This is a genomic window from Streptomyces sp. NL15-2K, assembly GCF_030551255.1.
GTDB lineage: Bacteria > Actinomycetota > Actinomycetes > Streptomycetales > Streptomycetaceae > Streptomyces.
Genome location: NZ_CP130630.1, coordinates 4095332 through 4109559, shown reverse-complemented (window position 1 = coordinate 4109559; position 14228 = coordinate 4095332). Strand labels below are relative to the sequence as shown.

Sequence of the window (14228 nt, the reverse complement as noted above, 5' to 3'; positions counted from 1 at the left end):
ATGTTCTTCCCTTCCTGCTGAGGGCAGCCGCACTCAGCGGCGGCTGTCTCTGTCGACTTGTGCGCGCGTGTACCGGCGTCCGCGCTCGTACGCCATGAGCCTGCCCGCGGGATCCAGAACGATCTGGTAGCTGGCCATCACGCTGCTCGTCTCCGGGACGCGCTCCAGCTCCAGGACCTCGACCTCGGCCTCCCAGCCCTGCTCGGTCGGCCTCAGCGCGGAAACCGTCTCGGGAGCCCGTCCCAGCAGTTCGGTGAGCTGCTCAATCGCGCTCTTCGTGGCCTCGGAGGCAGACACCCGTTCCCCGGCGGACGTGTTCCCCGACGAGCCGCGTGCCTTCTTCTGCTCACCATCAGTCGTGACAAATCACCTTCTTGCCCTATACCAATCGTCGACCCACTCCGTCGTGAGCGCCAGTCGGAAAAAATCCGCGGAGACCGTGCAACCCTTCCTCCACCCCGCGGGTCGTACTTGGCATCAGGACTTCTCGGAGGGGGATCTGGGGGGATCGCGGGGGTTCTGACGGGGAGGGAAAAGCCGAGGGAGCCCGGCCGATGCGCCGGGCTCCCTCGAAGCCTGTCCGGGTCATTTCCGGTTCAGAAGGACACGCAGAAGAACACTCAGAAGAACACCCCGCACCTCAGCAGCACATTCGCGTACGGCCGCGCTTCCCCGGTGCGTACGACCAGACGCGCGCCCCCCGACAACTCCTTGAGCCTCTTGTGCGGGACGAGGCCCAGGTCGGGAAAGTGAGCGGACAGCACGCTCGACGCCGCCGGATTGGCGTGCCGTATCTCCTCCGCCGCCATCGCGCCCTCCACCACCAGCTCGGTCAGCAGACCGTCCAGTACCTCGGCGAAGGACGGCACCCCGGCCCGGAAGGCGAGGTCCACGACCCGCGGGCCGTCGGGTATCGGCATGCCGGCGTCGCACACCAGCACCCCGTCTCCGTGGCCCAACTCGGCGAGGGCTCCGGACAGATGACGGTTCAGGATCCCGGCCTTCTTCACGGGGCGTCGACCTCCGCCGCCGTGGGGAAGGAGTCCTGCGCGCCCTGCTTCGTGACGGCCGCCGCCCCGACCCGGGCCGCGTACGCCGCCGCCTCCGCCAGGGACGAGCCCGCCCCCAGCCGCCACGCCAGCGCCGCGGTGAACGCGTCGCCCGCGCCCGTCGTGTCCACGGCCTCCACCCGCACGGACGGGACCCGGGTCACACCCTCCGTCGAGGCCACCAGGGCGCCCTCCGCGCCCAGCGTCACCACCACCGAGCGCGGCCCGCGCGCGAGCAGGACGCGCGCCCAGTCCTCGGGCTCCTCGCCCACCCGCGCCTCGCCCAGGATGACCTTCGCCTCGTGCTCGTTGACGATCAGCGGGTCGCAGGCCGCCAGGACCTCCGAGGGGAGGGGCCGGGGCGGCGACGGGTTCAGCACGAAGCGGCTGCCCGGCGTCAGGCTCCGTACGACCTCCACGACCGTCTCCAGCGGAATCTCCAACTGCGCCGAGACGACGCGGGAGGCGTGGAAGAGACTGCCCGCCGCTCGCACGTCCTCGGGCCTGAGCCGGCCGTTCGCGCCCGGCGAGACCACGATGCTGTTGTCCCCCGACGGGTCCACGGTGATCAGCGCGACCCCGGTCGGCGCCCCGCCGACCAGCACGCCCACCGTGTCCACGCCGGCCGCCCGCTGCGAGTCGAGCAGCAGCCGGCCGTGGCCGTCGTCGCCGACCCGGGCCAGCAGGGCCGTACGGGCCCCGAGCCGGGCGGCCGCGACCGCCTGGTTCGCGCCCTTGCCGCCCGGGTGGACGGCCAGGTCGGAGCCGAGCACGGTCTCCCCGGCCTCCGGCCGGCGCTCGACACCGATCACCAGGTCGGCGTTGGCCGACCCTACGACCAGGAGGTCGTAGTCGTACATGAGATGACTCCCCGCATAGATGCCTTAGGCCGCATAGATGCCATAGGCCGAATAGATGCCTTGGGGCGGACGGCCGAAGCGACCGCCCGCCCGTTCCCCGATGTCAGCCGCTGAACCCGGCCACGTTCGCCTCCGTGACCACCTTCACCGGCACCTTCACCGTCTGCTCGACCTTCTTGCCCTGGAGCGCCTTCAGCGCGTTGTCCACGGCGATCTTCCCCAGCTGGGTCGGCTGCTGCGCCACGGACGCGTACAGCGTGCCGTCCTTGACCGCGTTCAGGCCGTCCGGCGTGCCGTCGAAGCCGACCACGGAGACCGACTTGCCGGCCTTGGAGCCCAGCGCCTTGATCGCGCCGAGGGCCATCTCGTCGTTGGCGGCGATGACGCCCTGGACGTCCGGGTGGGCCTGGAGCAGGTTCGACATCACGTCGAGGCCCTTGGTGCGGTCGAAGTCGGCCGGCTGCTGGGCCACGACCTGGATGCCCGGGTAGGCCTTCAGGCCGTTGGCGAAGCCCTCGGCGCGCTCGCGGGCGGCGGAGGTGCCCGCCTGGCCCTGGAGGATCACGATCTTGCCCTTGCCGCCGAGCCTGTCCGCGATCGTCTTGGCGGCGAGTTCACCGCCCGCGACGTTGTCGGAGGCGACCAGCGTGTCCGTGGTGGCCTTGTTGACGACCCGGTCGACGGCGATGACCGGGATCTTCGCCTTGTCGGCGGCCCGTACCGACGGGCCCGCCGCGTCCGAGTCCACCGGGTTGACGATGATCGCGCCGAAGCCCGAACTGGTGAAGTTCTGCAGCTGGTTGGCCTGCTGGGAGGCGTCGTTCTGCGCGTCCGTGACGGTCAGGTCCACGCCCTGCTTCCTCGCCTCGGCCTGGGCGCCCGCGCGGATCTGCACGAAGAAGGGGTTGTTGAGGGTGGACAGGGACAGACCGACCTTCGGCGTCGAAGCGGACGAGGAGCCGTTGTGCAGGAAGGAGGTCGCACCGACGATGGCCACGGTGACCACCGCCGCCAGCGCGTACGTCGTCGCCTGCTTGCCCTTGCCCCCGCCCGACATGCCCGCGGTCAGCGGGGTCGCCCCTGCCTTGCGGCGCAGGGTGTCGAGCAGCACCGCCAGCGCGATCACGACACCGATGACGACCTGCTGCCAGAAGGCGGACACCGAAAGGAGGTTGAGCCCGTTCCTCAGCACCGCCAGGATCAGCGCGCCGATCAGCGTGCCGGACGCCTTGCCGGTGCCGCCCGCGAGGGAAGCGCCGCCGATGACGACCGCGGCGATCGCGTCCAGCTCGTAGCCGTCGGCCGCCTGCGGCTGCGCCGAGGACAGCCGGGAAGCGAGCACGACGCCCGCGGCGGCGGCGAACACGCCGGACAGGGCGTAGATGGCGAGCTTCTGCTTCTTCACCCGCAGGCCGGACAGCCGGGCGGCCTCCTCGTTGCCGCCGATCGCGTACATGGAGCGGCCGATGTATGTCCGGCCGAGCACGAACGCGGCGATCAGACCCATCACGACCATCACGAGCACCGGCACCGGCAGCCAGCCGCCGAGCGTGTCCCCGAGGTGCGAGACGGAGTCGGGGAAGGCGATCGGCGAGCCCTCGGAGATCACCAGCGACAGACCGCGGGCCACCGACAGCATGGCGAGCGTCGCGATGAACGGCGGCAGCTTGCCGTAGGCGATGAGGAAGCCGTTGACCAGGCCGGCCGCGATACCGGTGGCGACGGCCAGGAGGACCGCTATGACGACCGGGACGCCGTGCGAAGTGGCGCTCCAGGCGAGGACCGTGGCGGACAGGGCCGCCACCGAGCCGACCGACAGGTCGATGCCCGCCGAGACGATCACGAAGGTCACGCCGAAGGCGAGGATGGCGGTCACGGCCGCCTGGACGCCCACGTTCAGGAGGTTGTCGGTGGTCAGGAAGTCCCCGGACAGCGCCGACATGGCGACGACGAGGACGATCAGCGCGGTCAGCGCGCCGTTGTCGAGGAGCAGACGGCGGACCGCCGCGGCGCCACCGGCGCCCGATGTGCTCTTGAGCGTGTCAGCGGCCACGGCCGGCCTCCAGTTCAGTGGTGGTGGGGGTGCTTACCGCTTCAGTGGGGTTGCTTACCGCGAGTGCCATGACCGTGTCCTGCGTGGCCTCGTCGGCGGACAGCTCGCCCGCGATCCGGCCCTGCGCCATCACCAGCACCCGGTCGCTCATGCCGAGCACCTCGGGCAGATCGCTGGAGATCATCAGGACGGCGGCGCCGGCGGCCGTCAGTTCGTTGATCAGCTGGTAGATCTCGACCTTGGCGCCGACGTCGATACCGCGCGTCGGCTCGTCGAGAATCAGCACCTTGGTGTCCGCGAGCAGCCACTTGCCGATGACGACCTTCTGCTGGTTGCCCCCGGAGAGGGTCCGCACGTGCTGGCCGAGTCCGGCCATCCGCACGCCCAGCTGCTCGGCGATCCGCGCGGCCGACTCGCGCTGGCCCTTGAGGTCGACGAGACCGGCTCGGGTCGCGGCGCGCATGGTCACCAGCCCGAGGTTCTCCTCGACGGAGGCGTCCAGTACCAGCCCCTGGCCCTTGCGGTCCTCGGGTACCAGGCCGATGCCCGCGGTCATCGCCGCGTTGACGTCGTACCGGGGGACCGACGCGCCGGAGACCTTGACGGCCCCCTTGTCGTACGGATCCGCCCCGAACACGGCCCGCACGACCTCCGTACGACCGGCCCCGACGAGCCCCGCGATGCCGACGACCTCGCCCGCGTGCACCTCGAAGGTGACGTCGTGGAAGACGCCGTCCCGGGTCAGTCCCTCGACGGTGAGCAACGCGGCCCCCGCGTCGGCCCGTTCCCGCGGGTACTGCTGCTCGATGGACCGCCCCACCATCAGCCGTACGAGCTCGTCCTCGGGCGTGGTCGCGGGGACCTGGCCGACGCTCCTGCCGTCGCGGATGACCGTGACCCGGTCTCCCAGGGCGGCGATCTCCTCCAGGTGATGGGTGATGAAGACGATCCCGACGCCGTCCTCGCGCAGCTTGCGCACGATCGCGAAGAGCTTCTCCACCTCCTCGGAGGTGAGCACCGCGGTCGGCTCGTCCATGATCAGCACGCGTGTGTTCAGGCTCAGCGCCTTGGCGATCTCCACCATCTGCAGGCGGGCGATGCCGAGTTCCCGCACACGCGCGCGTGGAGACACCTTCACGCCGACCCGCTCCAGGAGGACGGCGGCATCGGCCTCCATCCGCTTCCGGTCGATCATGCCGAGGCGGCGCGGCTGCCGCCCCAGGAAGATGTTCTCGGCGACCGTCAGATCGGGAACGAGGTTGAACTCCTGGTAGATGGTGGCGATCCCGAGGCGCTCGGAGTCCTGCGCACCGTGGATGCGCACCTCCTCGCCGCCGACCAGGATCCGGCCGGCGTCGGGCGTGTAGGCGCCGGAGAGCATTTTGATGAGGGTGCTCTTGCCGGCGCCGTTCTCACCGAGGAGCACATGCACCTCGCCCCGGCGCAGGTCGAAGTCGACGCCGTCGAGCGCGACGACGCCAGGGAAGACCTTCCGTATGCCCTCGATGCGCAGCAACTCGTCCTGGTTGCTCACGGCTTGCTCCTTCGTACGGGGGACTGTGCGGGCTGCTCTTGATGCGCGGGCTGCTCTTGAAGGGCCGGCTCGCCGCACGAGCGGCGTACGACGAGACGGGCGGGGAGGGTGACGGACTCGGGAGGCCGTCCCTCGATGCGGTCGACCAGCGCGCGCACGGCGGCGCGCCCCAACTCGCCCGTGGGCTGGGCGATCGCGGTGATCGGCGGGTCGGTGTGCACGAACCACGGGATGTCGTCGAAGGCGGCCAGGGCGATGTCGTCCGGAACACGCATCCCACGCGCGCGTACGGCGTCCAGCGCACCCAGTGCCATCAGGTTGTCGGCCGCGAACACGACCTCGGGCGGCTCGGGCAGGTCGAGGAAGCCCTCGGTGACCCGCCGCCCGCTCTCGGCCTGGAAGTCGCCCTGGCCCGTGTAGGCGTCGGGGAGGGGGATGCCGTACTCGGCCAGGGCCTCTCGGAAGGCCTCGACGCGCTCGCTGCCGGTGGTGGTGGCCGCGGGTCCGGCGATGATCGCGAGCCGCCTGTGTCCCAGCCCGTGCAGATGGGCGACGAGGTCCCGCACGGCGGCCCGCCCGTCCGCCCGTACGACCGGCACGTCCATGCCCGGGATCCACCGGTCGACGAACACCATCGGCGTCCCCCCGCGCGCGGCGTCCAGCATCAGCGGCGAGCCGCCGTCGGTGGGGGAGACGAGGAGGCCGTCGATACGGCGGTCCAGCAGGTTCCGTACGTGGTGGTCCTGCAACTCGGGCCGCTCGTCGGCGTTGCCGATGATGACGCTGTAGCCCAGCGCGCGGGCCTCCTCCTCGACGGAGCGGGCCAGCTCCGTGAAGTACGGGTTCATCACGTCGCTGATGACCAGGCCGAGGGTGTGGGTCTGGTCGGTGCGCAGGGAACGGGCGACGGCGTTCGGGCGGTAGCCCAGCGTCTCGACGGCGGCCAGCACGCGCGTGCGTGCGTCCGCGCTGACCGACGGGTGGTCGTTGAGCACGCGCGACACCGTGGCGACGGAGACCCCCGCCTCGGTGGCGACGTCCTTGATGCTCGCCATCGCCGTTCCACCTCCTCGTGGATCGTCATGGAATCGATTACATCGACGTGTACGGAGGATTGGAATCGATTACATGCGGGTTGTTCAAGACCCGAACGGCATGCCGAGACCGGATCGTGATGAACCGCGCTCAGATGAGCGGTCTGCGGGCCGCCATCCGCCGCGACCTGACGGGATGGCGGCCATGTGAATTCTGCGGCCGACGGTGACTCTTTCTGAAGGCGTGCTAAATGGCGAATGGCGTGCTAAATGGCGTAGCCCCACACGGTGAGCATGTAAGCGCCATACCAGGATCCGAATAGCGCGGCGACGGCCAGCGTGATGACGGCGGTTCGCGTGCGGACGCGGGCGAGGGCGCGGGCGACGGGAATGACGAAGACCAGCGCGGGAATCAGCAGGCGCAGCTTGGCGTGGTAGTAATTGCTCTGCCCGAGCGTGGTGATCAGGACGGCGGTGCCGTAGACCATCAGGGGTGGCCAGATCTCGTCGGACCAGGCGACCACGGTGGCGGCCACGAGGGCGAGGATCAGCAGGGCCGTGCTGACGGGGACCCAGCCGTCGCCCTCCGAGAGGGTCTTCACGAGGAATGCGGTGAAGGCACTGCCGTTGTCCCAGCGGGTGCTCCAACCCGCCTCCTGGATCTTGAACCAGGCATCGGACTGCCCGGTGCGCAGACCCACCCATCCCAGGTACGCGGGTATGCCGCAGTAGGACAGCAGCAGGGCGGTCGGCGGGCGCCAGGTGATGCGGCGTTCCCGCCGCAGGTGCAGGACGACGGCGACCCCCAGGGCCGCGATCAAGGCGACGGCGACGGGCCGGGTCAGGCCGGCGAACAGCGTGAGCACGCCCGCTGTCAGCCAGGCCTTCCGGTGGAGCGCCAGCAGCGCACCGGCCGCCAGGGCGAGGAAGAGAGACTCGCTGTAGGCCATGAAGAACACCAGCGCCATCGGCTGGGCGCAGGCCACCAGGACGGTCGTGATACGCGCGGTCCGCCGGTCGTACAGGCGGAGCAGGAGCTGGTGGACGCACAGGAGCCCGGCCAGCAGGGCGACATGGGAGGTGACGAGCGCGGCGGACTCGTAGCCGAGTCCGGTCAGGGTGTGAACGGTGCGGACCAGGAACGGGTAGGCCGGGAAGAAGGCCAGGGGGCCGCCGCTGAGACCGTCCGCCGTGAAGGAGAACTCCTGGGGGTAGCCGTTGCGCGCGATGTCCAGGAACCACTGGCCGTCCCACGACAGCAGCCGGTCGCGGATCCCCGGGCCGCCCGGCGGGTTCATCGCGGCCAGCATCACGAGGTGCAGCAGGAGTGCGGCTCCATAGACGGCGAAGGGGAAGCGCGACGCGCGAGCGATCCGGCGCCACCGTTCCCGGTACGGCGGTACCGGCGGTGGGGGCGGGGTCGGCGGTGGCGTGTCGTCCGGCTCGGTCCGCGGTGGCGGAACGGCACTTCCGCTCGGTTTTTTCTGTTTTGCGAGGCAGGGGTGTGAAGACATGTGGGGGGTTCACGTTTCTTGCTTCGGAATGCGCTGATCTAGTACTTCGAATTCACCGGAAAATGTTGAGTACGCTCTCTCGGTGAGCCCTTGCAGCCTCTCACGGGGAAGCCGAGAGAAGGGCGCGAATTTATTACTTGAAGTGTAAAGTTATGAGTTTCAATTGTGCATTGATTGTGAAGGGCAGGTCTCCTTCCAGTTGCTGAACCCTTCTCGGTAACGTCTCGTGACGGTTTGTGATCTTCGTTCAAGGTGTAGCGGCCGTGTTCCAGCTCGAGCAGGACGAGGGCGACGCGGGCGATCCGGGAGATGCTGCCGGGGTTCGGCGACGCCGTGGATCTTTTTGACCGGGTCGGGATGTCCAGGGTGACGGCCGGCCGGTTGAGGGCGGCGATCAGGCCGTGGGTGCGGGCGCAGGTGGTGTCGTGTTCGCGGCGGGGACGGACCGGGGAGACCCAAGCGGCCAGCCACGGGGGCTGTGCACCGGCTCTCGGACGTCTCCCCGGCCATCTACGGATGTTCGCCGACTCACTCGCCCGCGTCCCACGCCATATGGACAAGCAGTTCGCCGCCTATGGCCTTACCGCCGCCGAAGCCGCATTACGGCACAGTGACCAGCGACCACTCGCTGAACAGGAAGAGCGAACCGTCAGCATCAGTCGTGCCCGGGTCGGTCGCGCGGCGGCTCGGTCGGGCCACCTGGCGGCTATTCGACGTCGATCGCTGAGACCGCTGATGCCGCCGGTGCCGGTGCCGGCACCGCCCAGCGGTGTTCGACCTTGGCGAGGTGCCAGTAGGACAGGGCCGCCGCCCAGACGGCGATGAAGAGGCCGACGATGATGTAGCCCACGTTGCCGAGGTCGAACCCGGCGATCCAGCCGGTGACGCCGTCCCGCAGGTCGAGCTTGTCGTGCAGGACCCCGACGAGTGAGATGGTGCCGATGACGAGCGCGACGGCGACGGACAGGCCGGTGATGGTCAGGTTGTAGTAGATCTTCCGGGTGGGGTTGGCGAATGCCCACCGGTAGGCCACGGCCATGAAGGCGCCGTCGAGAGTGTCGAACAGGGTCATCCCGGCGGCGAACAGCAGCGGCAGGCACAGCACGGCGTACAAAGGGCAGGCCGGCGGCGGGCGCCGGAACCGGCCATCATCATCAGGGTGACCTCGGTGGCTGTGTCGAAGCCGCTCGGCGGATGCGGGGCGTGGTCAGGCTGGCGTCGTACACCTCGCAGATCAGTGACCCACTGTGCAGAAGGCGCAGGCTCAAAGGGCCCTTGCCATGTCGGACGGCGTTACCGACCAGCTCGCTGGCCAGGAGTTCGCTGGTGAGGATCAGGTCGTCCAGTCCCCATGCGACCAGGTGCTTGCGGACGTATTCGCGGGCCTGCCCGGCGGCCCGGGGATGGTCGGGGAGGCTGCACGTGGCGACGTCATGGGCAGCGGTGCCCCAGTGCGGCGCGATGGCGGCGACCTGACCAAGCGTCGCCGCCATCGACGAACTCGCTGCCCCGGTCAGACAAGTGCCCCGGCGGCCGGAGCGGTGACGGCCGGTCCCGCGGCACCGCCCAGGTGCCCGGCGCGTTGGCCGAGCAGACCGAAGACGAGGCCGAGTGTGCCCCACAGGAGCACCGAGGTGGCGACCGACCAGAGCCGGAACTCCCACAGCAGCTTCGCGGGCACCGTGACGGCGTCCGGATTGGCGGGAAGTGCGAACAGCGCCGCCACCGCGGCGATGAGGATCCCGGCGACGGCGAGTTGCCGCGCAGGGGCCCCGGCGCTGCGTACGGCGAGGCGGCGATGGATGTTCCAGGCCAGGACTACGGCGATCAGGCTGATGCCGAGGGCCGCCAGCCAGAAGTCGGTGCGCTGGTCGATCGTGCCGGGGTCACCGACGCCGGGCGGGTTGGCCGGGTAGCGCAGGAACGGCAGCAGCCAGATCCCCGTGAACGCCGCCGCGGCCAGATGCTGCGAGCGCGTCCACGCCGCAGTGCCCGGGTCACGCCGATGGACGAAGGCGTAGACAACGCCGAACAGGGCGCCGAGGGCCAACCCGACAGCTGTGGCGGAGACGATCAGCCCGATGTGCTGGGTGGAACGGGAGAAGATCTCGGCCGACGCCGTTGTGTGCTCGGCGGCCTGGTGGACCGCCTGCAAATCCACCGCGCGATCGATCACCGGCTCGACCAGCAGGTACGAGAAGCCACCGCTCAGCAGCCCGGCCGCGGCACCAGCCACAGCACCACGACCGAGCAGGGACAGGACAGAAGTCATCGGATGACCGCCTTCGTCAGTGGCACGGAGCACCGAGCAGGTGCCGGCCATCGTGAGCGAACTCGTGGATGTAGTTGGCCTTTTCGGCGATCTGGCCCAGCGCCGGGGACAGCAACTGCCCTTGGTCCAGGAAGACGGCGACCAGCGCGACCAGCGCGAGAGCCACCACGGCCACGACGATCAGCCCGTCGCGCAGCGGACGGACGACCAGACCGGACGACGCGCCGGCTTCTGCGGTGGACAGGGGGAGGATGTTCGACATTTCATGCTCCTTCTCGGGGTTCACTCGCCCTGGTACGGAGGGCGACGGGCCAGTGTCTTGGTTCCAGGGCACGCATCTCGTCGTCGGCGACCAGATCGTGATCGACCAGTACGCGTTCGAGCGCCGCGAGCCAGTGCTCGTAGTACTGCCGGCTGCCCTGCTCGGTCGCGGGGGCGGCCTCCCATGCGCCGATGGCGGCGATGAGTTGCTGCTGGAACGCGTCCCAGGGGTAGTGGCCGAACTCCGACAGGACGACGGCGACGCCGAACGCCCGGCGCTGCCAGTCGGCGTCGAAGGTGGGTGCGTTCATCTCCGTGACGCAGGTTTCGTGCAGGGGCGCGGTGGTGGCGGTGGCCTCCATGGGATTCCCCTTCTCTGGTGTCCGGGTGCGGCTCAGGCGGCGGGCAGCCCGGCGATGGCGGCGAACAGGACGCCGACGCGCAGTCGTTGCCCGCGCAAGCGTGGGATCCACGACGCCGCATCAGCCACCGGGACGGCCGGGGGTGGCGACGGCACGGGACGTGGGGACGTGGGGGATCGTGAGCAGTCTTCGGGCAGGGACATCGGTGGCATCCTTTCCAGCGGATGAAACTTGTGCGCTGCCGTGGCCGGTCTCCTGGCTGGCCGGTCCACCGACCGCGCGCCGGTATCGGGGTCAGGTGCAACCTTTGACGGTTGCTCGCCGTGCGCCTGGAGCAGTCAGCAGAGGTACCCCAGGTCCTTCAGCACCACAGCCGACAGGTTGGGAATGCGCGAGCACCCCGTGACCACGGTCGGTCCGTTCGAGTAGTGGATCCTCAGTTCCTCGGCGAACTCAATCGCCTTCACCGGCAACTCTCGGCCGTCCAGCAGAGTCATCGCCGTCTCAATTGCCCGCCTTGTGACGCAGTCGCGCCACAGTCGCTGCCTGAAACAGACCTTTTCGTCATCGACATGAACCACGGCCAACGTCGACTGGCCGGTCAGCGGCCGCACCGTCGTCCGTGTTGCGTAGTGGGCTCGCACCACATTCCAGTCGAGGTTCTTCACTGCCGCTCCTCCGGCTCGGCCGCCTTGTGCCCCACGACGTACTGCGGTGATGGCTCAGCACTGTTCAGTCGAAGGGGATGCCCTGATCGATCACCATCGTGGCGAGCCTCATTCGAGAAAACCGAGGTCTTTGAGTACGTGCGCCACGGAGGTCGGGCGGACATCGGCGACCTCGGTGCGGTAGAGCTCGACGAACTGCCCGGCGCGGCGGGACAGCCCACCCTGATCGAGCTGGTCGACGGCCTTCTCGAGGTGTTCGCGCCGGAGGGCGTCGGACCACAGCGGGGTGCGAATGTACACCGCCTCGTCGTCCACACCGGCGACCTCGAACGAACGGCCCCCCGCAACCGTGGGAATCTTGGCTCCGCCCGCGTAACGCTTGGTGACTTCCGCCCAGTCCAGAGGCATGGGTGGCTCCTTTAACGTTCTGTCTCTGCGGTCGCGGCCCCGGCCACGCCGCCGATGCCACGCATGATCCTGAGGGCGCCGGCGCACCGGGCCTTCGCGGTCTTCGGGTCGCAGCCGAGGGTGGCCGCGATCTGCTCGGTGTCCCTGCCATGCACGCAGGACTGCACGAAGACGTCCTGGACATCAGCAGGTACCCGAAGGAGTGCGGCATGCAGGTCGGGCCAGCCGGGGCCCGATGGGAGCCTGCCTTCGCGCGCCTGCACCAACAGGTCCTCCGCAAGGGCGGCGATCCGCCCGGAGAACGGCAGCCCCTGGTAGCGGAAGACCCTCGGCCTTGACACCAGCGCGGCGACGACGGCAGCGCTCACCCGGTTGCCGAGCTCCCGATCGCCGAGGCGACAGCCACACGTGAAGCCGACCGCTTCGTAGGTCGCCCTGACGCGTTCCAGCCACGTCCGGTACTCCGGATCCAGCGCCGCCATCTCATCCATCGCACGCTCCTTGGGGGCCGACAGGCGCATGAGCCGTGCCTGCCGGCCCCACCGCAGCCCCGCCTCTACGGCGTCGGCACCACGGTCTTGACCATCGGTGCGATGTGCTCCTGCTGCACGACCGTCAGGTTCGCGGACGATGGCGCGTCGCCCCGGATCGCCTCGTGGGGAACCACGACCCAGCATGCGCAGCCCCAGATGCACTCGCCGGCCATGCCGTCGAACCGGATCGACTGTTCGCTGAGGATGACGCCCAGGTCGAGGATCCAGGAGTGCATGAGCAGCTTCTCCTCCCAGTCCTCGATCTGGTCGTAGGCGTCTCTGGCCTCGTAGAACGCCGTGAGGTCGGTCTTCGCGACGCCGGGGATGACGATGTTCGAGTAGGCCGTCAGCTCATCGAAGAACTCGCCCGTGGAGGTGTTCAGGGTCGAGTCCTCCTCGGGCAGCAGATATCCGCGAAGGGTTTCTTCGAGCGTGCTCTGCAGAGTGTCGTTCCAGAGCTCTCGCGGCGCGACCGTGTGGGCCTCGATGTAGTCGGTCTTGAAGCCCTCCTTGAGGCCGGACCACTGCGGAACGTAGCGGATCCACTTGGAGACGACTTCGCGCCACTTGCTCCTCGGCTCGCCAGGGAGCACCTCCACACCGGGGTGCGTGAACTTTGCGACGTCGAACACCGTCCATGTCCGGTCGCCACTGATGTTGCGCTCATGTGGTGCGCCGGTAAAGCCGGCCGGGCGCAGCATCTTGAACAGCAGGCGTCCATAGTCCTGCACGATGAACCGGCAGAACGAATCGTCGACGAACTTCCTCGTCACGCCCTTGCGGAGCGCATCGCGGATCGCCGGCTGACCGGTCTTTGTGTACTGACCGAGCCGCTGCCACGAATGCTCCTGGGGCAGGACCAGGAACCCGCCGGTGAAGGGGTTCTTGTACAGGTCGCCCCAGACCGCCATCACACCGTCGTTCTTCTTGTCGTCGAGCATGCAGTCGAACTCGTTGATCGTCGGGTAGAGCGCGGCTTTGCCGCCGGCGTGCTCCTCGTCGCCGGAGAACGGCAGTGCCGCGACCCCCACCACCGGGATACGGCGGCCGAGCTTGACATTGGACAGGTGCCGGGCGAGGTCCACCACCATGCCGCTGCCGGTGCCCCCGGCCATGGAGAAGAACACCAGCACGATGGAGGGCAGCTTGGTGGCATTGATGCTGGCGACGAAGTCGTCCAGCTCTTTCTCCAGCGTCCGCTCGCCGCCGTAGTAGTAATGCCCGTAGATGGCCTTGGCTACCGCTCGGGGGAAGGATTCGCCGGCCTCCGGCAGCTCAAGGTCGGCAGGCAGCCAGGGCTCGTAGTTGGGGTTCCAGTAGTAGCGCGGATACTCCATTTTCAGGAACTCGCGCCAGCGGTTCAGACTGGTCTGCAGGTCCCGCCGATCCGGTACATCAAGGGCCACCGTGCGGACCTGGGCGCGCTCGCGCGGGATTCCACGATCGTCGAGGCGCTCGTTGAATCCGCTCGCGTACTCGTCGAGCTCGTGCATGTCCTGCTCGCCGATGTCGATGGCAAGACCCGTGAACCGCGCGCGGGGGTCTTCGAGCATGTCCTCGATCTCGCCGGTGCGGAGAAGTGCCTCGACCATGTAGGCGCCGGTCTTACCGATACCGATGGCGTGAATGCAGTGCGGCGACTGATTTCCGGTCGCGCTGTGGTACATCGACAAACCCATG

15 protein-coding genes and 3 pseudogenes are annotated in these 14228 nt (G+C 68.9%); all 18 read right to left on the bottom strand.

The window, feature by feature from the left end:
• Window positions 1-33 precede the first annotated feature (33 nt).
• Window positions 34-348, bottom strand: a pseudogene (locus Q4V64_RS18140) (gas vesicle protein); the annotation flags it as partial.
• A gap of 272 nt (window positions 349-620) precedes the next feature.
• A complete protein-coding gene (gene rbsD, locus Q4V64_RS18135) occupies window positions 621-1010 on the bottom strand; it encodes a D-ribose pyranase (RefSeq protein WP_124442090.1) in 390 nt (129 codons plus the stop codon).
• Window positions 1007-1909 (bottom strand): ribokinase, encoded by a 903-nt coding sequence (locus Q4V64_RS18130; RefSeq protein ID WP_124442091.1) that lies wholly within the window; start codon window positions 1907-1909, stop codon window positions 1007-1009. The genes rbsD and Q4V64_RS18130 overlap by 4 nt, the downstream gene beginning before the upstream one ends.
• 103 nt (window positions 1910-2012) lie before the next feature.
• Window positions 2013-3962 carry a substrate-binding domain-containing protein gene (locus Q4V64_RS18125; RefSeq protein ID WP_124442092.1) on the bottom strand — a complete coding sequence of 650 codons (1950 nt, stop codon included), beginning with the start codon at window positions 3960-3962 and terminating at the stop codon, window positions 2013-2015.
• Window positions 3952-5496, bottom strand: a complete 1545-nt coding sequence (locus Q4V64_RS18120) for a sugar ABC transporter ATP-binding protein (protein ID WP_124442093.1) — start codon at window positions 5494-5496, stop codon at window positions 3952-3954. Before Q4V64_RS18120 ends, Q4V64_RS18125 begins: the two co-directional genes overlap by 11 nt.
• Window positions 5493-6551: a LacI family DNA-binding transcriptional regulator gene (locus Q4V64_RS18115; RefSeq protein ID WP_124442094.1), complete on the bottom strand. Its 1059-nt coding sequence runs from the start codon at window positions 6549-6551 to the stop codon at window positions 5493-5495. Before Q4V64_RS18115 ends, Q4V64_RS18120 begins: the two co-directional genes overlap by 4 nt.
• A gap of 245 nt (window positions 6552-6796) precedes the next feature.
• Entirely contained in the window at window positions 6797-7828 is a 1032-nt protein-coding gene (locus Q4V64_RS18110) for a mannosyltransferase family protein (protein ID WP_253267145.1), read from the bottom strand.
• A gap of 473 nt (window positions 7829-8301) precedes the next feature.
• Window positions 8302-8502, bottom strand: a pseudogene (locus Q4V64_RS18105) (hypothetical protein); the annotation flags it as partial.
• Between the two features lie 248 nt (window positions 8503-8750).
• Window positions 8751-9229 (bottom strand): annotated as a pseudogene (locus tag Q4V64_RS18100) (HoxN/HupN/NixA family nickel/cobalt transporter); the annotation flags it as partial.
• Window positions 9199-9537 (bottom strand): hypothetical protein, encoded by a 339-nt coding sequence (locus tag Q4V64_RS18095; protein ID WP_303710502.1) that lies wholly within the window; start codon window positions 9535-9537, stop codon window positions 9199-9201. The gene Q4V64_RS18095 and the pseudogene Q4V64_RS18100, both read right to left, overlap by 31 nt.
• 20 nt (window positions 9538-9557) lie before the next feature.
• Window positions 9558-10316, bottom strand: a complete 759-nt coding sequence (locus Q4V64_RS18090; RefSeq protein WP_253267146.1) for a CbtA family protein — start codon at window positions 10314-10316, stop codon at window positions 9558-9560.
• Window positions 10317-10332: 16 nt separating this feature from the next.
• Complete coding sequence (locus Q4V64_RS18085; protein ID WP_124442098.1) at window positions 10333-10578, bottom strand: CbtB-domain containing protein; 246 nt, start codon at window positions 10576-10578, stop codon at window positions 10333-10335.
• 1 nt (window position 10579) lies between these two features.
• Window positions 10580-10939, bottom strand: a complete 360-nt coding sequence (locus tag Q4V64_RS18080) for a nitrile hydratase accessory protein (protein ID WP_124442099.1) — start codon at window positions 10937-10939, stop codon at window positions 10580-10582.
• A gap of 32 nt (window positions 10940-10971) precedes the next feature.
• Window positions 10972-11142: a hypothetical protein gene (locus Q4V64_RS18075; protein WP_172629353.1), complete on the bottom strand. Its 171-nt coding sequence runs from the start codon at window positions 11140-11142 to the stop codon at window positions 10972-10974.
• A 135-nt stretch (window positions 11143-11277) separates the two neighbouring features.
• Complete coding sequence (locus Q4V64_RS18070) at window positions 11278-11607, bottom strand: hypothetical protein (protein WP_124442100.1); 330 nt, start codon at window positions 11605-11607, stop codon at window positions 11278-11280.
• A gap of 108 nt (window positions 11608-11715) precedes the next feature.
• Entirely contained in the window at window positions 11716-12015 is a 300-nt protein-coding gene (locus Q4V64_RS18065; protein ID WP_124442101.1) for a hypothetical protein, read from the bottom strand.
• Window positions 12016-12026: 11 nt separating this feature from the next.
• Window positions 12027-12506 carry a sigma factor-like helix-turn-helix DNA-binding protein gene (locus Q4V64_RS18060; RefSeq protein WP_124442102.1) on the bottom strand — a complete coding sequence of 160 codons (480 nt, stop codon included), beginning with the start codon at window positions 12504-12506 and terminating at the stop codon, window positions 12027-12029.
• A 65-nt stretch (window positions 12507-12571) separates the two neighbouring features.
• On the bottom strand, window positions 12572-14227 hold the full coding sequence (locus Q4V64_RS18055; RefSeq protein ID WP_124442103.1) for a tubulin-like doman-containing protein: 1656 nt from the start codon (window positions 14225-14227) through the stop codon (window positions 12572-12574).
• Window position 14228: the final 1 nt, after the last annotated feature.